Here is a 21,438-nt window from a genome sequence, read left to right as displayed (position 1 = left end):
AGAGGACAGCGGCATGACGCACCACGAGGGCCACGAGGACGATTCCGTGCCGGCGCTCGGCCAACCCCCGGAAGGACTGGACACCACCCCGGAGCCGGACTTCGCCAACGAACACGACCGCACTGCCGTCGACCGCGAGGTGATCACCGACGAGGACTCCGACGAGCGGGAGCCGGAGGCGTCGCGCGGTTGGGCCGGGGAGGACCACGGCACCACCCCCACCTGACGAGCCACGCGAAGAGGGGGCCGGCGCAGCCGGCCCCCTCTTCGCGCGTACGGGTCACTTCTCCTCGTGGTCTCCGCCCTCGGCGGCCCGCTGCGCGACGGCGTACCCCATCTGGAGGAAGTCCGAGGCGGCGACGGCGGTCAGCGCGGTGGCCACCAGCCGGGTCAGCCGGGGCGTCAGCACCAGCCCGGCGGTGAGGCCGGTGGCGACCCAGACGGCCAGGCAGAACGGGCAGCTCAACAGCTCGCCGATGGCGTGCCGCGTCGAGCTGCCCTGGTCGCGGACCTCCTCCATCACCTCGCCGCTGCCGATCGGGTGGTCGTAGCGGGTGAACGGGGCCCGCAGCGGGCTGGTGATCGCGTCCTTGGAGAGCAGCCGGCTGAGCTTGTGCGTGGCGATGGAGAGCAGCACCACGTCGGCCGGGGCGGGACGCTCCGGCACCGGGCGCCCGGTCGCCCGGACCAGGCCGGCCAGGGACGCGGTGACCGTGGCGTACGTGCCCATGGCCGCCAGGTAACTGCCCAGCGGCCGATACTCGTGCGGCGCGTACGCCTGGCGCAGCCGCGCCACCCTCTGCTTCAGACCACCCTGGGTCACCGGCGTCTCCTCATTTCTCGTCACGGTCCGCTCAACCGGCGGTCAGGTTGTCGGCCACCTCGCCGGCGAGGTTGGCCAGGGCCTCGTCGGCCAAGCCGTCGTCCCCGCCGGTCAGGTCGAGCCGGACCCGGGACCCCCCGGCGTCGCCCGGCTCCACCTGCAGCTCCGCCGACCAGCCGGGGGCGGAGTCGGTGCTCCACCGGGCCCGCAGCTCCTCGGCGCTGGCCTCCTGGGGGCGCTCGCCGCCGTCGGCCCGCAGCGGCTCCGGCAGCCACGCCGAGACCCGGTCCGGGTCGGTCGCGGTGCCGAAGACCACCTCGGGCGGCGCGGACATGCCGATCTCGGCGCGCGTGCCCATCAGGCGTCCCGCAGCCGGTGCGGGTCGACCTCGCGGCCGGGGTGCCGGGCCAGGTATTCCGTCTCCAGCTCGGCGGTGCGGCGCAGGTGGTGGGCGAGCGCGGAGTCGGCCGCGTGGCGCAGGGTGTCCAGCCGGGTACGGTGCAGGCTCTGCAGCTCCCGGATCAGGTCCTCGTCGCTCAGCTCCGCCGGGTCGATGCCGAGCTCACCGTCGACCTGCCCGCCGGAGTCCGACGTGTCGCGGACGTGGTCGCCGTCCCACTCCGTCATCCGCTGCTCCGGGCTGACGTCACCGGACTGACGTACTGATTCGGTCATGTCGTCCCCTCGGGCTCGTTCGGGCTGGCGTCTAGACGGATGCCCAGCGGAGATGCCGCCAAACCCTCCTACGACACCGCGTCGGAGACGCCGGGGTGTCCCGGTACGCTCGACGCCATGAAACGGCTCTGGACACCGGCGTGGATCGCCCGCCACGTGGCCATGGTCGTGCTGGTCGTCGGGTTCCTGGCGCTGGGCTGGTGGCAGATCAGCCGGGCGGCCTCGGGAAACACGCTCAGCTGGGCGTACGCGGTGGAGTGGCCGATCTTCGCCGGGTTCGTGGTCTTCGTGTGGTGGCGTGAGGTCCGCCATACGCTGCGTGGCCCGGCCGCCACCGCACCGGAGGCGGCCACCGGCGCGGGCGGCACGCCGGACCCGGCCGTCCGGGGGGTACGCCGCCCGGTGCGGGTGACCCGGGTGCCGGTCGCGGCCGACACCACGGACGACGCCGACCTGACCGAGTACAACCGCTACCTCACATGGTTGAACGCCAATCCGGGCGCGAGGCCCGGCGACTATCCCGGCTGAGGCCGGTGCGGAAGGACGGACGACGGTGGGCGGAGCCCTTACCCGGTACCGCGTGATCGCCTGGATCGTGGGCGTGGCGCTGGTCGTGCTGGTGCTGATCGGCATGCCGCTGAAGTACGCGTTCGACGAGCCGATCGTGGTGGCGGTCGTCGGCACCGCGCACGGCTGGCTCTACATGCTCTACCTGGCTGCCACCTTCGACCTGGGCCGCCGGGTGAACTGGCCGCTGAAGCGGATGCTGCTGGTGATGCTCGCCGGCACGGTGCCGTTCGTGTCGTTCGTCGCCGAGCGCAAGGTCACCCGGGAGCTCGCGGCCCGGCAGACCCGGGCGCCCGAGCCGGTCGCCGCGCGCTAGCCCGCCGTGCGCTCCGGTCGCCAGTAGCCGGCCGCGGCGGCCGGGTCCTCGGCGTCGGGATAGCGGTGCAGCTCCCGGGCCCGCCGCAGCGCCCGGCTGACCTGGCCGAACTGCTGCTCGTCGTCGCTGCTGAAGAGCAGCACCTCGACGCCGCCGCAGTGCCCCCACAACTCGTACGCCGGCGGCCGCCAGCGGTCGCCGGCCAGGACCAGCAGCACCGGCAGCAGGAAGACCACCCCGAGGGTCAGGTACGCCCCGGCGGTGAGCCGTTGCAGCCCGCCGGTGAAGCCGAGCAGCACGCCGACGGCGGTGATCAGGGCGGCGGTCACCGCCATCGCCCGCACGGCCAGCCGGTCGTGCGGGCCCCGCCCGACGCGCAGGTGGGTGAGGTCGGCGACGGCGAAGGTGTTCCGGCCGACGGTGAACCGTTCGGTGGTCACCACGATCCCCGGGCGCGCATAGAGCAGGTTCGTCCCGCGCGACGAGCGCGGCGGGCGGGTGGCGGATCGGTCTGCCTGCTGCACGGCGTCCTCCCAGGGGCCGGCGGTGCCGGCGCTCCCACCGTGCCGTGCCTGTTCACGGCGGGATTCCCGGCTCCGGGTCCCATTGTGTTGCCACCCCGCCAGCCCTGTCGGTCGGATTTCCGCCTCAGCACCGGCGACATGAGCCGGGCATGCCGTGATCTGCCATCCATGTCGGTTTTATCGGACGTATCGCGGGCGCAACCTGCGACATCCGCCGAGAACGACGAATCCGGTCATACGCCACCCAAGCGCCGCGAAGCACGCACGACACGCCGCGCGCCACGCCTCAGCGGTGTCACCGAAGGTCACGCTGCGCAGCCGCCTTTCCTGCCCCTTTGCCAACTTTCGCCCCGGCTTCCCCTGCGCGTGACTTCCGTCCCGGGTTAGGTTGGGCGGGCCGGCGCGGTCGACCGCCATCCGTCCGGATGGCCCCGCCGCCGGTGCCGTCGGGGGCGTCAGCATCCCCCGAGGGCCCGTGGAGAGGAGCCTTCCGCTCTTGTCGTCCTTACGGATGCTGGTGCGAACGCTCACGGTCGCCGGCCTCACGGCCGCGCTGATCGCCCCGTCGGCGGCGGCTCGGGCCGAGCCGTCGGTGGCCGAGCTGACCGCACGGATCGAGAAGTCCTCGACCGAGCTGGAACGGGTCGTCGAGTCCTACAACAAGCTCAACGAGGAGATCAAGGCCAACAAGAAGACCGCGGCGGAACTGCAGGCGAGGATCGGTCCGCTGGAGGAGCAGGCCGCGCGGAGCCGGGCGGACGTCGGCGCGATGGCCGCCACGGCGTACAAGACCGGCGGCCTGCGGACCGCCGAGGCGCTGCTCGAACCGGGTGGGTCCGCCGCCCTGATGGACCGGCTCAGCACGATCGACCGGCTCACCCGGGAACGTCAGGACCGCATCGCCGGGTTCACCACCAGCCAGCGCAAGCTGCTCGACGAGAAGGCCCGGCTGGAGACGACGCTGGCCCGGGAGGCCGCACAGGCGCGCGGCATCGCGAAGACCCGGAAGAAGATCGAGGGCGATCTGGCCCGGCTCTACGAGCTGCGCCGGGCGGCGTACGGCCGGGCGACCGAGGAACCGGCGCCCCGACCCGCCGCCCGCTCGGCCCCGGACGCGCCCGCCGTCTCCGGCAGCGCCGGGCCCGCGGTGCGCTACGCGTACGGGGCGATCGGCAAGCCGTACGCCTGGGGCGCGGACGGCCCGGGCGGCTACGACTGTTCCGGCCTGACCTCGGCCGCCTGGCGGGCGGCGGGCAGGTCCCTGCCGCACAACACCCGGATGCAGTGGGGCGTGGTGACCCACATCGGCCGCGGCGACCTGCGCCCGGGCGACCTGGTCTTCTACAGCGGGCTGGGCCACGTGGCCCTGTACGTCGGAGGCGGCCAGATCATCGACGCGCCCAGCGCCGGGCGCAACGTGCTCAAGCGCGACATGGACATCATGTCGATCCAGGGTTACGGCCGGGTCCGCTGACCCGGCCCGGAAACGGCGAACGGCCGGCGTCCCCCTATCGGACGCCGGCCGTTCGTTGTCATTACTACCAGCTCAGGCCGCCTGCAGCCCCTCGGCGCGGGCCAGCTCACGGAGCCGGCCGAGGGCCTGGATCTCCAGCTGGCGGATCCGCTCCCGGGAGAGCGAGAAGCGCGACGCGACCTCGGTGAGCGAGTGCTCCCGACCGTCCTCGAGGCCGTACCGGGCCCGCATGATGCCGGCCGACCGGTCGTCGAGGTGGTTGAGCAGACCCTCGATCCGCTGCCGCTCCAGGCCGGTGAGGACGATCTCCTCCGGCGACGGGGCGTCGCTGTCGGCGACCAGGTCACCGAGGTTGGTGTCGCCGTCGTCGCCGACCGGGGTGTCCAGCGACACCGTGTCCTGCGACCAGCGGACCAGCTCGTTGACCCGCTCGACGGTGACGCCGAGGGCCGCCGCGATCTGCTCCGGCTCCGGGTCGCTGCCCAGCTCACGGGTGAGCTGCCGGGCCACGTTGCGCATCCGGTTGACGTCCTCCACCAGGTGCACCGGCAGTCGCACGGTGCGCTCCTGCTGGGCGATCGCCCGGCTGATGGCCTGGCGGATCCACCACGTCGCGTAGGTGGAGAACTTGTAGCCGCGCTCGTAGTCGAACTTCTCCACCGCGCGGACCAGGCCGGTGTTGCCCTCCTGGATCAGGTCCAGCATGGGCATCCCGGACCGGACGTAGCGCCGGGCGATGGAGACGACCAGCCGCAGGTTGGCCCGGATGAAGAGATCCTTGGCGCGCTCGCCCTCGACGACCAGGCGCTCCAGGTCCTCCCGGTCGACGCCCTCGGGCACCCGGTCCTCGCCGAGCAGGTGCTCGGCGTACAGGCCGGCCTCGATGGCCTTGGAGAGGTCGACCTCCTTGGCGGCGTCCAGCAGCGGCGTCCGGGAGATCTCGTGAAGGTAGACGCCGACCAGGTCACGCTCCTCGGCGACCTCGTCGGTGCGCATGCCGATGTTCTTGTCCACGTTGCCCACGGTCCCCTCGCTCGCGCCGGTTGCCCGGTTCCTTGCCATCCCCACGTCCATCGCTTCTCCCCCGTAACCTCCGCTGTGCCCGTCGGTGCTGACACCTACACAACAGATGAGACGTGTCGGGGATTCCATGTCGTGAGTCGAAAGTGTCACGAATGCCTGAGTATCAGCTGAAAGCCAAGTCCACGTTTGCTGTCAGCACCCCGTTCGGGGCTCACCGACCCCGCACCACGAACAGGCTGGCGGATCAGGAGAAATCGACCTCCGCCCCCGGCAATCGCACCATTGCGACGCCGACGGCACAGCGACCCTCGTCACCGCCCGGCTGCGATCCTGGTCACTGCCAGATACGCGCCGGCACGCCGGTCGGTTCATCCACGGGACATTGATTACCCCGCCCCCTGGACAACAATCAGGGGCGCGTGGGACGTCCCGTCCGCGACGTGTTCCGCGTCTCACCCCGTCCGGGGAGCGCCCCGGGGGTGGTACGGCTCAGGAGGCGAGCAGGGCGAGCGCGCCGCGCACCTGATGCGCGGCCCGGGCCAGGGCCGCCCGAGCGGCGGGCACCTCGGCCCCGGAGACCAGGGAGACGAGGGCGGTCTTCAGGTCGCCGTCGGCCTCGTGCAGGGCGCGCCGGCAGATCTCCTCGGAGCAGCCGGTGGCCTCCATCAGGATCGAGATCATCCGGCCGCGCAGCTTCGCGTTGGTGGCCACCATGTCGATCATGAGGTTCGAGTAGACCCGGCCGAGGCGCACCATCACGGCCGTGGAGAAGGTGTTCAGCACCAGCTTCTGCGCGGTGCCCGCCTTCATCCGGGTCGAGCCGGTGACCACCTCCGGTCCGGTGTCCACCCCGATGAACACGTCGACGGAGGAGGCGGCCGGGGCGTCCGGGTTCGCGCAGAGCAGCACCGTCGCGGCACCCTGCGCCCGGGCTGCGGCGAGCGCCCCGAGGACGTACGGGGTGCGCCCGCTGGCCGCCAGGCCGACGACCAGGTCCCCCGGCCGTACGCACTCGGCCGCCTCGGCGGCACCGGCCCGCTCGTCGTCCTCGGCGTCCTCGACGGCGCGCCACATCGCGTCCGGGCCGCCGGCCAGGTGGGAGCAGAACCAGTGGCGCGGGGAGTTGAAGGTGGGGGCCAGCTCGGCGGCGTCGAGCACCCCGAGCCGGCCGGACGTGCCCGCGCCGAAGTAGTGCACCCGGTGCCCGCCGCGCAGGGCCGCCACGGCCAGGTCGACGGTCGCGGCGATCTCGTCGAGGACGGCCGCGACGGCGGCCGGCACCCGGCGATCGGCGTCGTTGATGACGGTGAGCACGTCCCGGGTCGACATCAGGTCGAGGTCGGCGCTGTCCGGGTTGCGGCGCTCGGTCGGGGCGCCCACCCGCACCACGGGTCGGGCCACCACCGCTGCCTCGTCCGGCTCCACCCGGCCGGCGGTCACCCGCGCCTCCGCCCCGGGCCGACCCGGTGCGACTGGACCGCCTCGGCGGTCGCCTCCAGGGCCTTGCGCGCCCGCGCCCGGTTGCGCGCGGCCACCCCGACGAAGAGCACGTCGACGACGGTCAGCTGGGCCAGCCGGCTGGCCATCGCGCCGGAGCGGTAGGTGGTCTCGCGGGCGGCGGTGGTGAGCACGAAGTCGGCGACCTCGGTGAGCGGCGAGCGGGGGAAGTTCGTCAGCGCGACGGTCGACGCGCCCCGCGCCCGGGCCTGCTCCAGCACCTCGATCACGTCCGAGGTGGTGCCGGTGTGCGAGATGCCGACGGCGACGTCCCCCTTGCCGAGCAGCGCTGCGGAGGTCAGCGCGGTGTGCACGTCCGGGAAGTAGAAGGCGGTGCGACCGATGCGGTGCAGCTTCTGCTGGAAGTCCGAGGCGACGAAGCCGCTGGCTCCGGCGCCGTAGACGTCGATGCGGCCGGCGGCGGCGATGGTGTCCACCACCCGCTCGCAGATCGCCGGGTCGAGCTGCTCGGCGGTCTCCTCCACGGCCCGGGCGTCGTTGAACGCGATGGTGGCGATGATCTGGGCCAGGTCCGCGCCGGGCGGGATGTCACCACCGACGACCCGGGCGTCCGGCGGTTCGACCCGGCGGGCGGCCTCGGCGGCGAGCCGGATCCGCAACTGCGGGTAACCGTCCATGCCCACCGACCGGCAGAACCGGATCACGGTGGCCTCGGAGGTCTCGGCGGCGGTGGCGAGGTCGGTGATGGTCCGCCGCGCGGCGTCGGCCGGGTTCGCGACCACCAGCCGGGCCACCCGCTGCTCGGCGGGCGACAGCGAGGGGAGCAGGCCGCTGATGTGGACGATCAGCCCACCCTGCTCGTGACTCACAGAAATCTTCGGACTCTTCGCCACGGATGAAACTTACTTTCATGAGCTGCGGCCCGTCAACCATCACCGCACGTATCCGACACAAGTATCCCCCGCGCAGGCCCGGATGCGGCAGCGTTCCCCCTTCCGGCGTACGACGCGTCCGCCCACCACCACGCTACGGTGTCCCGCATGGCGGATCGCAGCGTGCTGGTCACCGGTGGGACGGGCGGACTCGGCGGGGCGGTCACCGCCGCCTTCGTCCAGGCGGGCTGGCGGGTGGTCGTACCCCGGCGGGAGAGCGACACCCCGGCGGAGCCGGCCGCGGCCGGTCCGGTCCGGGTGACCGCGGACCTGATGGACCCGGCGGGGGTCGACCGGGCCGTCCGGGTCGCCGCCGACGACCCGGCCGCGCCGCTGCGCGCGGTGGTCAACCTGGTCGGCGGGTACGCCAGCGGGGGCCGGGTGCACGAGACCCCGGTCGAGGAGTTCGAGCGGATGCTCGCGATCAACCTGCGCCCCACCTACCTGGTCACCCAGGCGGCGCTGCCGCACCTGATCGCGGCCGGCGGCGGCGCGGTGGTCTGCGTCTCGGCCCGGGCGGCGCTCGCGCCGTTCCCCGGGGCCGCCGGCTACGCCACCGCCAAGGCGGCCGTGCTGGCCTTCGCCAACGCGGTGGCGGTGGAGTACCGGGCTTCCGGCGTCCGCTGCAACACCGTGCTGCCCAGCGTGATCGACACTCCGGCGAACCGGACCGCCCAGCCGGGCGCCGACCACCGCCGCTGGGTGACCCCGGCCGAGATCGCCCCGGTGGTCCGCTTCCTCGCCTCGGACGAGTCCGCGCCGACCAGCGGGGCGGCCGTCCCCGTCTACGGGCGGGCCTGAACGGCCAGCCGTTCCCGGAGCAGCGCGGCGGCCGGCGGGTCGGGAAGCGGGTCCGGAGCCGGCGGGTCGAGAGCCGGCGGTTCGGCCTCCGGCGGCAGCCAGGCCGCCAGGTGGGCGCGGATGCGCCGCGCCACGTCGTCCGGCGTGCCACCGGCGTCGACCAGCACGAAGCTCGGGTAGTCGGGCAGGGTCCGGTACGCGGTGTCGGCGGCGGTCAGCCAGCCCATCGTCTCGTGGTCGTCGCCGCGCCGCTCGATCCGCCGGTACGCCTCCGCCGGGTCGACGGTGAGCAGGAAGGTCACCTGCGGGGGCGGGAACACCCGGTAGCCGATCCGGGCCAGCCGCTCCCAGCGCTGCCCGCCGTGCGCCCGGATGCTGGCGTACTGGCAGGCGGAGTAGCGGTCCATGACGGCCGTGCGGCCGGTCACCAGGCAACTCACCAGCGCGGCGGCGATGGCCAGCCAGCGCAGCACCGACTCGACCGCGAGCACCCCGTTGCGCCCGATCAGGCGCTGGGCGTCGGGGCGGCCGAGCCGGTTGGCGAGCCGACCGAGCCAGCGCCGGCCGCCGGCGTTGCGGTGGTAGGTGGCGGGCCGGCCGGCCGCGGTGAGCGCGGCGGCGAGCCGGTACGCCTGGGTGGTCTTGCCCGAGCCGTCGATGCCGATCAGGGCGACCCGGCGTAGTCGGGCCGTGCCGCCGGTCGCCCGCAGTGATCTGGCCACCTTGCACAGGTTATCCGACCCGCGCTCCCGCTCGGCGGTTTGCCCGTTTCCGGGTCCGGTGCCCCGTGTCCGGGCGCGGCGAGGTGTGGGTGGCGGGCAGGCCGGGTACGCAACGTCATTTCCGACCGCCTGTCCACCTTCACGACGACGGGAGAACCACATGGCCGAGCGCGGGGACGAGAGCCTGTTGTACACCTGCAAGCGGGTCGCCGCCGTGCTCAAGCAGAACGACATCCCCTTCGCCCTCGGCGGCAGCTTCGCCGTCTACGCGCACGGCGGCCACTCCAGCGAGCACGACGTCGACTTCCTGCTCCGCGAGGAGGACGTCGAGCGGTCCCTGGAGGCGCTGGTCGCCGAGGGCTTCACCGCCGAGCGCCCCCCGGAGGACTGGCTGGTGAAGGTCTACGACGAGGGTCGGATGGTGGACCTGATCCACCGGCCGGTGGAGACGCCGGTGACCGAGGAGACCTTCGCCGACACGGTGGTGCGCCCGGTGGACGCCATCCACATGCCGGTGCTCTCCGCGACCCGGCTGATGGTGCACAAGCTGCTGAGCTTCTCGCAGCACTACTGCGACTTCGCCCGCGGCCTGCCGCTGGCTCGTTCGCTGCGGGAACAGATCGACTGGGAACGGGTACGGAAGGAGACGCGGCACTCGCCCTACGCGGAGGCGTTCCTGGTGCTGCTGGACCGGCTCGACGTGGTCCCGTACTCCGGCACGCCCGTGCCGTACGCCCGCACCCCCGAGGGAGAGGAGACACCGTGACCGAGCATGGCGCCGGCCCGCCGGACGAGTACGTCGAGGCGGAGATCCACCGGATGCTCGCCGAGGACCCGGACGTCGCCGAACAGGGCATCACCGTGCTGCGCCGGGAACGCGGCCTGGTCCTCTACGGCGAGGTCGAGAGCCCGCACCGGCGGGAGGAGATCCTGCGCCGGGTGTCCGAACGCTTCCCGGACGTGCCGATCACCAGCGACATCGGCGTGATCCGGACGCAGGCACCGACGCAGGTCGAGGAGCTGCCGTGAGGGGGGCCCGACGATGATCCGGATCGCCGCCGTCGGCGACGTGCACGTGGACGAGGACGTGGTCGGCCGGTTCCGGCCGGCTCTGGAGGAACTGCCCGACTGCGCCGACGCGCTGCTGCTCGCCGGCGACCTGACCCGGCACGGCACCGAGTCCGAGGCGCGCTGCGTGGCCCGCGAGTTCGGCGGGCTCGGGGTGCCGGTGATCACCGTGCTCGGGAACCACGACCATCAGTGCGACGAGGTGCCGCAGGTGGTCAAGGTGCTGGAGGATGCCGGGATCACCGTGCTGGAGGGGACGAGCACGGTGGTGGAGTGCGCCGGCGGCCGGCTCGGCGTGGCCGGGGTCAAGGGCTTCGGCGGCGGCTTCGCCGGCCGGTGCGCCAGCGACTTCGGCGAACCGGAGATGAAGGCCTTCGTCCGGACCACCAACGAGAGCGCGGAGGCGCTGGGCAAGGCGCTGCGCGGGCTGGACTGCGACCTGCTGGTCGCGCTCACCCACTACTCCCCCGTACCGGACACGCTCGCCGGTGAGCCGCTGGAGATCTATCCGTTCCTGGGGTCGTACCAGCTGGGTCAGGCGATCGACTCGGCGCCGACCGCGCTGGCCCTGCACGGGCACGCCCACGCGGGCACCGAGCGGGGCACCACCCCGGGCGGGGTCCGCGTCCGCAACGTCGCGCACCCGGTGATCAAGCAGGCCTACAGCATCTTCCACCTGGGCGACCACGTCGAATGATCTCCCAGGTTTCCCGGATCGGCGAGCCGGGTATTCAGCCGCCATGGAGCTGATTCTCTGGATTCTCGCAGTCGTACTCGTGGTCGCCGGCATCCTCGCGCTGTTCCGCCGGCAGATCCTGTGGGGCGTCGTCCTCATCGTGGTGGGCCTGCTGGTCGGCCCGGGTGGTGTCAGCATCTTCAATTGACGCTGGTTCGCGTCACCGGACCCGCCGGGGTCGTCGCCGCCGGAAATCTCCGTCCTCCCAGACCTGGAGATCCGGAAGCGACGACCCCGGCGCCGTGCGTGCCGGGTCTGCCGGACGTGGTCGCGGCGTCGGGTTTGTGGCGGCGAGCGGACGGAAACATCTCGACCATGGAGATAACGCAGAGCACCCCGCGGACCCACGGCGCGCGAACCTGGTGGGCACTGCTCGGCTTCGGCGCGGCCGTGACGGTCGCCGCCGCGATCGGCGGGCTGGGGGTACGCGGCACCGCCGAGGAGTACGCCGGTCTCCGGCAGCCGGACTGGGCCCCGCCCTCGTGGCTCTTCGGCCCGGTCTGGACGCTGCTCTACGCGCTGATCGCGATCGCCGCCTGGCTGGTCTGGCGCCGGGTCGGCTTCGGTCCGGCGCTCTGGGCGTGGAGCGCGCAGCTCGTGCTGAACGCGATCTGGACGCCGCTCTTCTTCGGCGCCGGGCGGTACGGCCTGGCCTTCGCCGAGATCGTGCTGATGTGGGCGGCCATCGGGGTGACCGTCGTGCTGTTCCGGCGGGTCTCCCGGCCGGCGGCGGCGCTGCTGCTGCCCTACTGGGCCTGGGTCACCTTCGCCGCCGCGCTCAACTTCTCCATCTGGCAGCTCAACAGCTGACCCGGCGCCGCGGGGTCCGGCGCGGCCGGGGCCCCGCGACGCGTCCGCGCCTCAGCAGCGGGGCACGTTCGGGATCCAGCCGTCGTGGCCGGTGTAGACGTACGCGTCGGAGATGAACCGGCCGGAGCCGATCCGGTCCCAGATCGAGCTGGTGCCGTACGTGCCGGTGACCGTGGTGCCGGTGGTCTGGCAGTAGATGGTGACCTGGGCGCCGTCGGCGACCGAGCCGACCGCGCTGTAGCCGGTGCCCGGGCCGGAGCGCACGGTCAGGTCCGCGCCGGCGGTGTTCACCGTGCCCGACGCGGTGCCGCCGGAGCAGGCGTTGTCGCTGGTGTAGCTCCTGGTGCCCCAGTACAGCGCCAGCGTGCCGTTGAACCGGACCTGGATGTCGTTGCCGTTGAGCCGCTGCTCGTAGTGCAGGTGCGGGCCGGTCGAGCCGCCGGTGCTGCCCACCCAGCCGATCACCTTGCCGTAGCCGACGCTCTGGCCGACCGAGACGTTGAAGCCGTTGAGGTGCGCGTAGTAGGTGGTGTAACCGCCGCCGTGGTCGATCCGGACGTACTTGCCGTAACTGGTGCCACCGAGGTCGGTGACCCGGTCGACCGTGCCGGGGGCACTGGCGACCACCGGGTCGCCGAGGTCGTCGGTGCGGTTGAGGTCGAGCGCGTACGCCGGGCTGTGGTCGGACCGGGTCTGCCCGGACCAGGACTGCCCGCAGGGGAACGGCACCTTGAAGGTCGGCGCCGCCAGCGCGGGGCTCGCCGGGGCCACCAGGGTCACCGCGGCGAGCAGCGTGGCCGCGGCCAGACTCCACCACCGTCTACGCATCCAGCACCTCCGATGTCGAGATTCTTCAATGCCCTGCGCTCAGCGTGGCAGAAACCTCCATCGATGGGAAGTGGCTCCGCGTGCACGTCACGGCTACTACGCGGGAGCGCGCCCACGGCCGGTGAGCGGGTTTCTGGATTGTTACCGGGCCGTGTCCGGCCAGGGCTGGACCGGAACTGATGCAAGCGCTTACATGTGGAGACGACCATCGGACCGGCGCCGGGCCCCCACCCGTTACGCGCCGGCAAGGAAGGAGAACGGCATGGCGTTTGCCAGATCACGCCAGGCTCTCGCGATCGCCGGCGTACTCGGCCTGGCGCTGGGTGCCACCGCCTGCGGCACCGGCAACGACAAGAAGAGCAGCAAGGCGGGCTCCGCCGAGTGCGCCGCATACGAGAAGTACCAGGGCAACGACGGCAAGAAGGTCTCGATCTACGCCTCGATCCGGGACGCGGAGGCCGACCTGCTGGAGCAGTCCTGGAAGCAGTTCGTAGACTGCACCGGAATCAAGATCGACTACGAGGGCAGCGGCGAGTTCGAGGCGCAGCTGCCGGTCCGGGTCGACGGCGGCAACGCCCCCGACATCGCCTTCGTGCCCCAGCCGGGCCTGGTGAAGCGGTTCGCCGACGCCGGCAAGCTGAAGTCCCTCGGGGCCGACACCAAGGCCCTGGCCGAGCAGAACATGCCGGCCGACTGGCTGAAGTACGGCACCGTGAACGGGACGCTCTACGGCGTGCCGCTCGGCGCGAACGTCAAGTCCTTCGTCTGGTACTCGCCGAAGACGTTCAAGGAGAAGGGCTGGGAGGTTCCGACCTCCTGGGAGCAGCTCGTCTCCCTGAGCGACAAGATCGCCGCCAGCGGCATGAAGCCGTGGTGCGCGGGCGTGGAGTCCGGTGACGCCACCGGCTGGCCGGCGACCGACTGGATCGAGGACGTCCTGCTGCGCACGGGCGGCCCCGAGGTCTACGACCAGTGGACGACCCACGCCATCCCGTTCAACGACCCGCGGGTCGCCGAGGCGGTCGACCGGGCCGGCAGCATCCTCAAGAACGAGAAGTACATGAACGGCGGCTTCGGCGGCGTCAAGAGCATCACCACCACCTCGTTCCAGGAGGCGGGCGTTCCGGTCACCACCGGCAAGTGCGCCATGCACCGCCAGGCGTCCTTCTACGCCAACCAGTTCCCCGAGGGCACCAAGGTGGCCGAGGACGGCGACGCGTTCGCCTTCTACTTCCCGGCCATCGACCCCGCCAAGGGCAAGCCGGTGCTGGGCGCGGGCGAGTTCGTCGTCGGCTTCGCCGACCGCCCCGAGGTGCAGGCCGTGCAGACCTACCTCGCCTCCGGTGAATACGTCAACAGCCGCGCGAAGCTGGGCAACTGGCTCACGGCGAACAACAAGCTGGACATCGCCAACGTGGCCAGCCCGATCGACAAGCTCTCCGTCCAGATCCTGCAGGACAAGAGCGCCGTCTTCCGCTTCGACGGATCCGACCTGATGCCGGCCGGCGTCGGCGCCGGGACGTTCTGGAAGGGCATGGTCGACTGGCTCAACGGCAAGGACACCGCGACGGTGCTCAAGGGCATCGAGAGCAGCTGGCCGAAGTGATTCTCCGTCGGTGGTCCGGCCCACGCCGTGGGCCGGACCACCGACCGAGCGGACCCCTGAGGGAGGGTTGATGGACTTCGACTTCGCGGCGGAACAGCCGAAGCTCTTCATGCTGATGTACGGGCTGCTCGCGTTCGTCGGCGTGGTGGGCGGCCTGCTCCTGCTCCTCGACGTGGTGCCGGCCTGGTTCGCCCGCCGCCGGGAGGCCCAGCTGGTCGCCGCCTCGGCCAGCGGCGCGCCGCTCCCCGGGCGCCGGAAGCCGCGCGAGGGCATGTTCGCGTTCTTCTTCCTGCTGCCGACGCTGCTGCTGCTCATGATCGGGCTGGTCGTGCCGGCCATCCGCACCACGCTGCTCTCCTTCATGGATGCCGGCAGCAACAACTGGGTGGGGCTGAGCAACTACGGCTGGCTGTTCTCCGAGGACTCGATCGTCCGAGTGCTGATCAACACCCTGATCTGGGTGCTGCTGGTCCCGCTGGTGGCCACCTCGTTCGGCCTGCTCTACGCGGTGATGGTGGACAGGGCCCGGTTCGAGGCGGTGGCCAAGTCCCTGATCTTCCTGCCGATGGCGATCTCGTTCGTCGGCGCCAGCATCATCTGGAAGTTCGTCTACGCGTACCGCGGCGACGAGCAGGAACAGATCGGCCTGCTCAACCAGATCGTGGTCAGCCTGGGCGGCGAGCCGAAGCAGTGGCTGCTCGAGTCGCCGCTGAACACGTTCCTGCTCATCGTGATCATGGTGTGGATCCAGGCCGGTTTCGCGATGGTGGTGCTCTCGGCCGCCATCAAGGCCATCCCCGCCGACATCGTCGAGGCCGCCCGCCTGGACGGGGTCACCCCGTGGCAGATGTTCTGGCGGATCACCATGCCGAGCATCCGCCCCGCGCTGATCGTGGTGGTGGTGACGCTGTCGATCGCCACGCTCAAGGTGTTCGACATCGTCCGTACCGCGACCAACGGCAACTACGACACCAGCGTGATCGCCAACGAGATGTACAACCAGGCGTTCCGGTACGGCCAGAACGGGCAGGGTTCCGCCCTGGCGGTCTTCCTCTTCGTCCTGGTCATCCCGATCGTGATCTACCAGATCCGCAACCTGCGTCAGCAGCGGGAGGGCTGAGATGACCACCGCCACGCCCACCGTCGGAGTCGGCACCCAGAGCACCGGGAAGACCACCGCCGCCGGCCGCGTCCGCAAGCGGCTCAACACCCGTACCGCGACGCTGATCTCCATCGTCATCGCGGTGCTCTGGACCATCCCCACCTTCGGCCTGCTGGTCTCGTCGCTGCGGCCGGAGGACCAGCTCAAGACCACCGGCTGGTGGACGGTCTTCAGCGACCCGCAGTTCACCCTGGAGAACTACCAGGAAGTGCTTTTCGGGAGCTCGTCGTCCTCCGGTCAGCTGGCCAGCTACTTCATCAACTCGCTGGCCATCACGATCCCGTCGGTGCTCTTCCCGCTGGCCTTCGCGTCGCTCGCCGCGTACGCGCTGGCCTGGATCAACTTCCGGGGACGGGACTGGCTCTACATCGCGATCTTCGCGATGCAGATCGTGCCGCTCCAGATGGCCCTCGTGCCGCTGCTCAAGTTCTTCTCCACCGGCGTCACGGTCGCCGGCGTCACCCTGATGCCGGCCTGGGACCTGGTCGACGAGCAGAAGTTCGCCCAGGTGTGGTTCGCGCACACCTGCTTCGCGCTGCCCTTCGCGGTGTTCCTGCTGCACAACTTCATCTCGCAGCTGCCCAAGGACCTGATGGAGGCAGCCCGGGTCGACGGGGCCACCCACCCCAAGATCTTCCGCACCATCGTCCTGCCGCTGATCACCCCGGCCCTGGCGGCCTTCGGCATCTTCCAGTTCCTCTGGGTCTGGAACGACCTGCTGGTCGCGCTGATCTTCGCCGGGGGCGGCAACGAGACCGCCCCGCTGACCGTCCGGCTGGCCGAGATGGCCGGCACACGCGGCAACGAGTGGCAGCGGCTCACCGCCGGCGCGTTCGTCTCGATCGTCGTGCCGTTGATCGTGTTCCTCTCCCTGCAGCGCTACTTCGTGCGAGGCCTGCTCGCCGGCAGCGTCAAGGGCTGACCGTCGTACCGCCGCCGCCCGGCACCCCCGGGCGGCGGCGGAACCGACGCGGAGCGGGGGAAGACCGTGACCAGGATTGATGACGTCGCCCGGCTCGCCGGGGTGTCGACCGCCACCGTCTCCCGGGCGCTGCGCGGGCTGCCGACGGTCTCGGCCGCGACGCGCCGCCGGGTGCTCGCCGCCGCCGAGCAGCTGGACTACGCGGTCTCGCCGAGCGCCTCCCGGCTCGCCGGCGGCCGGACCGGGACGGTGGCCGTGGTGGTCCCCCGGATCACCCGCTGGTTCTTCAGCACCGTCGTCGAGGCCGTCGAGGAGTTCCTCCACCAGGCCGGATACGACCTGCTCCTGTACAACCTGGGCGGGCGCGAGCAGGTCCGCCAGCGGGTGCTGCGCACCGCCAACCTGCACAAGCGGGTGGACGCCATCATGCTGGTCGCCACCCCGCTGCGCTCGTCCGACCTGACCGCGCTCGCCGCCCTGGACCTGCCCGGCATCACCATCAGCTCCGGCACGGTGGTGCCCGGCTGGCCCTGCGTCCGGATCGACGACGTGGCCGCGGCCCGGACGGCCACCCGGCACCTGCTCGACCTGGGCCACCGGCGGATCGCCCACATCTCCGGCGACCCGGACGACGAACTGGCCTTCACCACCCACCTGGACCGGCGCCAGGGCTACCGGGAGGCGCTCCGCTCGGTCGGGATCCGCCTCGACCCGAGCCTGGACGTGGAGTCCCAGTTCACCATCGACGGCGGCACCCGGGCCACCGCCGAGCTGCTGGCCCGGGGCGAACCGCCCACCGCGATCTTCGCCGCCTGCGACGAGATGGCGATGGGCGCGATGACCGCGCTGCGCGACGCCGGCCTGCGCGTGCCGCAGGACGTCAGCGTGATCGGTGTCGACGACCACGACCTCGCCGGGGTGCTCGGGCTGAGCACCATCGCCCAGCCCGCCGCCGAGCAGGGGCGGCTCGCCGCCCGGCTGCTGCTCGACCCGCTCGGCGCGCGCACCGCCGAGGCGTACCCCCATCGGGTTCCCGACCCCCGCGGCGGCGCCGACTGCGACCGCGCCGGCGGGCCGGTGATCCTACCCACTCGCCTGGTGGTGCGGGAATCGACCGCGCCACCGCGGGCACACTGAATGGATCCGACCGCAACCACAGCTCGACCCAGGGAGAAGGCTCTGAACACCGACGCGACGCAGCAGGACGCCTCCGGTGGCCCCGCCACCGGATGGTGGACCGAGGCCGTCATCTACCAGATCTACCCGCGTTCCTTCGCCGACTCCGACGGCGACGGCATCGGTGACCTGCCGGGCATCACCGCCCGCCTCGGTCACCTCGCCGAGCTGGGCGTGGACGCCGTCTGGCTGTCGCCGTTCTACCCGTCGCCGCAGGCCGACGCGGGGTACGACGTGGCCGACTACCGGGACGTCGACCCGCTCTTCGGGCGGCTGGAGGACGCCGACAAGCTGATCGCGGAGGCCCGCGCCAAGGGGCTGAAGGTGATCGTCGACCTGGTGCCCAACCACACCTCCTCGGCGCACACGTGGTTCACCGCCGCCCTGGCCGCCGCCCCCGGCAGCCCCGAGCGGGCCCGGTACGTCTTCCGCGACGGCCTCGGCCCGGACGGCGACCAGCCGCCGAACGACTGGCAGAGCGTCTTCGGCGGTCCCGCCTGGACCCGGATCACCGACCCGGACGGCCGTCCGGGCCAGTGGTACCTGCACCTGTTCGACACCGGCCAGCCCGACCTGAACTGGGACAACCCGGAGGTCCGCGAGGAGTTCCTGGACGTGCTGCGGTTCTGGCTGGACCGCGGCGTGGACGGCTTCCGGGTCGACGTGGCGCACGGCCTGATCAAGCAGGCCGACCTGGCCGACTGGCAGGAGCCGCAGGAGATCCTCTCCGGCAACGAGGTGGCGAAGCCGCGGCCCCCGATGTGGGACCAGGACGGCGTGCACGAGATCTACCGGGAGTGGCGCCGGCTGCTCGACTCGTACGACGGCGAGCGGATCCTGGTCGCCGAGGCGTGGGTGGAGCCGGCCGAGCGGCTGGCCCGCTACGTGCGCCCCGACGAGATGCACCAGGCGTTCAACTTCGAGTACCTGCTCGCCTCGTGGACCGCACCGGCCCAGTACGCGGTGATCACCCGCTCGCTGGAGGCCACCGACTCGGTCGGCGCCCCGACCACCTGGGTGCTCTCCAACCACGACGTGGTGCGGCACGCCTCCCGGCTCGGCCTGACCGTCGGCGGCGGACGGCCGAACGGCATCGGCATCGGCGACCCGCAGCCGGACGCCGCGCTCGGCCTGCGCCGGGCCCGCGCCGCCAGCCTGCTGATGCTGGCCCTGCCCGGCTCCGCCTACCTCTACCAGGGTGAGGAGCTGGGCCTGCCGGAGCACACCACGCTCCCCGACGAGGTCCGGCAGGACCCGACCTGGGAGCGCAGCGGCCACACCCAGCGGGGCCGGGACGGCTGCCGGGTGCCGATCCCGTGGGAGGCCGACGCCCCGTCGTACGGCTTCGGGCCGACCGACGCGAGCTGGCTGCCCCAGCCGCCGCTCTGGGCCGAGTACGCCCTCGACCGGCAGCGCGAGGTGCCCGGCTCGACGTACGAGATGTACCGGACGGCACTGCGGCTGCGCCGCGAGCACGGGCTGGCCCGGGGCCCGCTGGAGTGGCTCTCCTCCGGCGACGAGGTGCTGACCTTCCGCAACGGTGACCTGGTCGTGCTGACCAACTTCGGCGACGCCGCGGTGCCGGCGCCGGCCGGAGAGGTGCTGCACAGCAGCACGCCGCTGGACGCCGACGGCCGGGTGCCCACCGACGTGACGGTCTGGGTCCGCGCCTGACGTACCGCCTGGTCCGCCGGCCCCGCGCGCAGCGCGCGGGGCCGGCGGAGCGGCCCGGCACCGGATGCCGGGCACTGTCTCCGTCGCTACCGACCTGATGTCGTGAATAAATCAGCGGGTTACCGTCAGGCCCCCACTCTCTGCGCGTGGGGTCGGCGGACGGGCCCGGCACCTGGTTGCGTGCCTACCAATCTGATGTCGTAGATGACTCAGCCGCCGGCGCACCGGCAACCGTCGCCTCCGCCACGGTCGGCGAGCGTGTTGCAGTGCCGCTACCGCCAGGCGACGGGACAGGCTAGCCGCCTCGGGACGGCGGCGGGGGTCCCACCGGAGCCTGGCGCCGGGGGTGCGGCACGGCGTCGTGGACCTCTGAGTCATCTACGACATCAGATTCGTAGCCTCCACGGGAAGCCCGACCCGGTGGGAGGCACGGGCCCGCCGACTCGGATGAAGGCGCGGGCCCGCCGACCCCGATGAAAGCACGGGCCCGCCGACCCGGATAAGGGCACGGGCCCGCCGACCCGGGGGAAGCCACACGCCCGCCGACCCGGATGAAGCCACACGCCCGCCGACCCGGATGAAGGCACGCGCCCGCCGACCCGATCGGGCGGTGCGGAGCGACCCCGCAGCCCGAACCCGGCGGTCCGGGCGCGGGTCCGGCCCGGGCGGCCCGGGGGTGCCCATCGGTCAGAGGCGTTCGGCGCGGGCGTGCAGCAGGTCGTGTACCGCCTCGATGTCCCCGGGTGAGGTGCGCGCGGCGCGCCAGTACATCCAGCCGGTGGGGATGAAGAAGAGCTGGAAGGCGGCCAGCCCGACGGCGTAGTTCAGCGGCGGCGGGAAGGCCGCCCGCAGGCCGTGGAAGGCCACTCCGACCAGTCCGTTGCCGGCCGCCCGGCCGACCCCGTTGACCAGGTTGCCCAGGCTGTAGACGGTGCCCCGGTGTTCGGGCGGGTTCACGTCGGCGATCAGGGCGAACCAGTTCGGCGAGTTCGCCGAGGTCAGCGCCAGCGCCACCACGGCGGCGAGCAGGCTCAGCCCGACCGTCGGCTCGGTCACCACGCTGGCCAGCACCGCCCGGACCACCGCCCCGCCGCCGGCGCCGTCGGGCACCACGATGCGGACCGGGACGAAGAACAGGACCAGGTAGAACGGCACGGCCGCGAGGATGCCCACCGCCGCGACCAGGGCCCGGCCCCGCGGGGTACGCCGTTGCAGCGCGTCGCCGGCCAGGCCGCCGATGATGGAGAGCACCCCGCCGAGCTGGAACAGCGTGGCGAAGACGCTGCCCACCACCACCGCGGTGGCCGGCGAGTAGCCCTGCGCCTCGGCCCGCTCGGCGAAGAGCACCGGCAGCCAGACCAGCGACCCGAACGCCGCCTGCGCGGTCAGCCCCTGCAGGATCAGCCAGTGGTTGGTCCGCCGGGCCAGGATCCGGGGCACGTCGCTGGGGCTGATCCGGTAGTCGTACTCGGCCCCGGCGTCGAGCGCCCCGGCCAGCTCCGGCTCGCTCTGCCCGCGCCGGATGTCGTACGTGAACAGGTAGGCCAGGGTGGCCGCCAGCCCGACCACGGTGAGCGCCAGGAACGGGCGCCGCCAGTCGGTGGCGCCGAGCAGGCCGCCGGTGAGGGTGCCGGCCAGCGTGCCCACCCCCTGCGACAGCCCCCAGAAGCTCATCACCAGCCCCCGGCGGCGGGGCGAGATCAGGTCGGTGACCACGGAGAAGCCGACCGAGCCGACCGCGCCCAGCCCGATCGCGGCCACCAGTTGCGCGGCCAGGAACGCCGGGTAGTTCCCGGCGAGCGCGCTGCCGCCGGTGCCCGCCGCCCAGATCAGGGTGCCGACCATGAGCAGCGGCTTGCGGTTGGTCCGGTCCCCCACGTACGCCCAGGCCACCGCCGCCACCGCGCTGACCAGGAAGCTCACCGCGGTGACCAGGCCGAGCAGCCGCTGCGACACGCCCAGCGCCCCGGAGATCGGCCCGTACAGCGGCGGGACCAGGCCGATCGCCACGTTGTCCAGCGAGGCGAGCACCACGAAGACCACGACGCTGTAGAACCGGTGCGTCGCGCCGCCGCCCCGGGCCCGCGCCGCCCCACCCCTGGTCAAGGTCATTGCGGCAGCCAATCAGGGCGAGGTCACGA

24 protein-coding genes and 1 pseudogene are annotated in these 21,438 nt (G+C 72.3%); 15 read left to right on the top strand and 10 right to left on the bottom strand.

What is annotated here, in order from left to right; translation table 11 throughout:
• The first annotated feature begins 13 nt into the window (after positions 1-13).
• Positions 14-226, top strand: a complete 213-nt coding sequence (locus ACSNN7_RS02435; protein WP_436678847.1) for a hypothetical protein — start codon at positions 14-16, stop codon at positions 224-226.
• A 54-nt stretch (positions 227-280) separates the two neighbouring features.
• Here ACSNN7_RS02435 and ACSNN7_RS02430 read toward each other — a convergent pair whose 3' ends face one another.
• From ACSNN7_RS02430 to ACSNN7_RS02420, 3 genes are read right to left on the bottom strand one after another with little or no spacing between them, the layout of a single operon-like run.
• Positions 281-823, bottom strand: coding sequence for a DUF1360 domain-containing protein (locus ACSNN7_RS02430; RefSeq protein ID WP_436678846.1), 543 nt, complete (start codon positions 821-823; stop codon positions 281-283).
• Positions 824-854: 31 nt separating this feature from the next.
• Positions 855-1,181, bottom strand: coding sequence for a hypothetical protein (locus tag ACSNN7_RS02425; protein ID WP_436678845.1), 327 nt, complete (start codon positions 1,179-1,181; stop codon positions 855-857).
• A complete protein-coding gene (locus ACSNN7_RS02420; protein WP_436678844.1) occupies positions 1,181-1,498 on the bottom strand; it encodes a DUF6158 family protein in 318 nt (105 codons plus the stop codon). Before ACSNN7_RS02420 ends, ACSNN7_RS02425 begins: the two co-directional genes overlap by 1 nt.
• 117 nt (positions 1,499-1,615) lie before the next feature.
• Here ACSNN7_RS02420 and ACSNN7_RS02415 point away from each other — a divergent pair, with 117 nt between their 5' ends.
• Both ACSNN7_RS02415 and ACSNN7_RS02410 read left to right on the top strand, forming a co-directional pair.
• A complete protein-coding gene (locus ACSNN7_RS02415) occupies positions 1,616-2,026 on the top strand; it encodes a hypothetical protein (RefSeq protein ID WP_436678843.1) in 411 nt (136 codons plus the stop codon).
• 25 nt (positions 2,027-2,051) lie between these two features.
• A complete protein-coding gene (locus ACSNN7_RS02410) occupies positions 2,052-2,381 on the top strand; it encodes a DUF3817 domain-containing protein (RefSeq protein ID WP_436678842.1) in 330 nt (109 codons plus the stop codon).
• On the opposite strand, the gene ACSNN7_RS02405 is transcribed toward ACSNN7_RS02410, so the two are convergent.
• Positions 2,378-2,905, bottom strand: a complete 528-nt coding sequence (locus ACSNN7_RS02405; RefSeq protein ID WP_436678841.1) for a DUF6232 family protein — start codon at positions 2,903-2,905, stop codon at positions 2,378-2,380. The genes ACSNN7_RS02410 and ACSNN7_RS02405 overlap by 4 nt on opposite strands.
• 496 nt (positions 2,906-3,401) lie before the next feature.
• On the opposite strand from ACSNN7_RS02405, the gene ACSNN7_RS02400 reads away from it, so the two are divergent.
• Complete coding sequence (locus ACSNN7_RS02400) at positions 3,402-4,379, top strand: NlpC/P60 family protein (RefSeq protein WP_436678840.1); 978 nt, start codon at positions 3,402-3,404, stop codon at positions 4,377-4,379.
• Positions 4,380-4,451: 72 nt separating this feature from the next.
• On the opposite strand, the gene ACSNN7_RS02395 is transcribed toward ACSNN7_RS02400, so the two are convergent.
• The 3 genes from ACSNN7_RS02395 to ACSNN7_RS02385 form a co-directional block, all read right to left on the bottom strand.
• Complete coding sequence (locus ACSNN7_RS02395) at positions 4,452-5,441, bottom strand: sigma-70 family RNA polymerase sigma factor (RefSeq protein ID WP_436678839.1); 990 nt, start codon at positions 5,439-5,441, stop codon at positions 4,452-4,454.
• Between the two features lie 450 nt (positions 5,442-5,891).
• Entirely contained in the window at positions 5,892-6,842 is a 951-nt protein-coding gene (murQ, locus tag ACSNN7_RS02390; protein WP_436678838.1) for an N-acetylmuramic acid 6-phosphate etherase, read from the bottom strand.
• Positions 6,839-7,753, bottom strand: coding sequence for a MurR/RpiR family transcriptional regulator (locus ACSNN7_RS02385; RefSeq protein ID WP_436678837.1), 915 nt, complete (start codon positions 7,751-7,753; stop codon positions 6,839-6,841). Before ACSNN7_RS02385 ends, murQ begins: the two co-directional genes overlap by 4 nt.
• 147 nt (positions 7,754-7,900) lie before the next feature.
• Between ACSNN7_RS02385 and ACSNN7_RS02380 the strand changes: the two genes are divergently transcribed.
• Positions 7,901-8,593 carry an SDR family NAD(P)-dependent oxidoreductase gene (locus ACSNN7_RS02380; RefSeq protein ID WP_436678836.1) on the top strand — a complete coding sequence of 231 codons (693 nt, stop codon included), beginning with the start codon at positions 7,901-7,903 and terminating at the stop codon, positions 8,591-8,593.
• Here ACSNN7_RS02380 and ACSNN7_RS02375 read toward each other — a convergent pair.
• On the bottom strand, positions 8,578-9,315 hold the full coding sequence (locus ACSNN7_RS02375; RefSeq protein WP_436678835.1) for a dTMP kinase: 738 nt from the start codon (positions 9,313-9,315) through the stop codon (positions 8,578-8,580). The genes ACSNN7_RS02380 and ACSNN7_RS02375 overlap by 16 nt on opposite strands.
• A 160-nt stretch (positions 9,316-9,475) precedes the next feature.
• On the opposite strand from ACSNN7_RS02375, the gene ACSNN7_RS02370 reads away from it, so the two are divergent.
• From ACSNN7_RS02370 to ACSNN7_RS02350, 5 genes and pseudogenes are all read left to right on the top strand, one after another.
• Positions 9,476-10,081 carry a nucleotidyltransferase family protein gene (locus ACSNN7_RS02370; protein WP_436678834.1) on the top strand — a complete coding sequence of 202 codons (606 nt, stop codon included), beginning with the start codon at positions 9,476-9,478 and terminating at the stop codon, positions 10,079-10,081.
• A 53-nt stretch (positions 10,082-10,134) separates the two neighbouring features.
• Positions 10,135-10,344: a hypothetical protein gene (locus ACSNN7_RS02365; protein WP_436678950.1), complete on the top strand. Its 210-nt coding sequence runs from the start codon at positions 10,135-10,137 to the stop codon at positions 10,342-10,344.
• Positions 10,345-10,357: 13 nt separating this feature from the next.
• Positions 10,358-11,133 (top strand): annotated as a pseudogene (locus ACSNN7_RS02360) (metallophosphoesterase family protein).
• Positions 11,124-11,267, top strand: coding sequence for a GPGG-motif small membrane protein (locus ACSNN7_RS02355; RefSeq protein ID WP_165947907.1), 144 nt, complete (start codon positions 11,124-11,126; stop codon positions 11,265-11,267). Before ACSNN7_RS02360 ends, ACSNN7_RS02355 begins: the two are co-directional and overlap by 10 nt.
• A 167-nt stretch (positions 11,268-11,434) precedes the next feature.
• Positions 11,435-11,929 carry a TspO/MBR family protein gene (locus ACSNN7_RS02350; RefSeq protein ID WP_436678833.1) on the top strand — a complete coding sequence of 165 codons (495 nt, stop codon included), beginning with the start codon at positions 11,435-11,437 and terminating at the stop codon, positions 11,927-11,929.
• Positions 11,930-11,980: 51 nt separating this feature from the next.
• Here ACSNN7_RS02350 and ACSNN7_RS02345 read toward each other — a convergent pair whose 3' ends face one another.
• Complete coding sequence (locus ACSNN7_RS02345; RefSeq protein ID WP_436678832.1) at positions 11,981-12,757, bottom strand: peptidoglycan DD-metalloendopeptidase family protein; 777 nt, start codon at positions 12,755-12,757, stop codon at positions 11,981-11,983.
• Positions 12,758-13,019: 262 nt separating this feature from the next.
• Between ACSNN7_RS02345 and ACSNN7_RS02340 the strand changes: the two genes are divergently transcribed.
• From ACSNN7_RS02340 to ACSNN7_RS02320, 5 genes are all read left to right on the top strand, one after another.
• Positions 13,020-14,363 (top strand): ABC transporter substrate-binding protein, encoded by a 1,344-nt coding sequence (locus ACSNN7_RS02340; protein ID WP_436678831.1) that lies wholly within the window; start codon positions 13,020-13,022, stop codon positions 14,361-14,363.
• A 70-nt stretch (positions 14,364-14,433) separates the two neighbouring features.
• A complete protein-coding gene (locus ACSNN7_RS02335; RefSeq protein WP_436678830.1) occupies positions 14,434-15,483 on the top strand; it encodes a carbohydrate ABC transporter permease in 1,050 nt (349 codons plus the stop codon).
• A gap of 1 nt (position 15,484) precedes the next feature.
• On the top strand, positions 15,485-16,447 hold the full coding sequence (locus ACSNN7_RS02330; RefSeq protein WP_436678829.1) for a carbohydrate ABC transporter permease: 963 nt from the start codon (positions 15,485-15,487) through the stop codon (positions 16,445-16,447).
• A 66-nt stretch (positions 16,448-16,513) separates the two neighbouring features.
• Positions 16,514-17,584 carry a LacI family DNA-binding transcriptional regulator gene (locus ACSNN7_RS02325; RefSeq protein ID WP_436678828.1) on the top strand — a complete coding sequence of 357 codons (1,071 nt, stop codon included), beginning with the start codon at positions 16,514-16,516 and terminating at the stop codon, positions 17,582-17,584.
• Positions 17,585-17,626: 42 nt separating this feature from the next.
• Complete coding sequence (locus ACSNN7_RS02320) at positions 17,627-19,297, top strand: glycoside hydrolase family 13 protein (protein ID WP_436678949.1); 1,671 nt, start codon at positions 17,627-17,629, stop codon at positions 19,295-19,297.
• Positions 19,298-19,984: 687 nt separating this feature from the next.
• Here the strand turns inward: ACSNN7_RS02320 and ACSNN7_RS02315 are convergent.
• The gene (locus ACSNN7_RS02315) at positions 19,985-21,409 is read right to left on the bottom strand and encodes an MFS transporter (RefSeq protein ID WP_436678827.1); all 1,425 of its coding nucleotides are present in this window, start codon (positions 21,407-21,409) and stop codon (positions 19,985-19,987) included.
• Between the last annotated feature and the right edge of the window lie 29 nt (positions 21,410-21,438).

The sequence above is a fragment of the Micromonospora sp. URMC 105 genome, assembly GCF_051386295.1.
Lineage (GTDB): Bacteria > Actinomycetota > Actinomycetes > Mycobacteriales > Micromonosporaceae > Micromonospora.
This window is presented reverse-complemented; position numbering and strand designations above follow the sequence as displayed.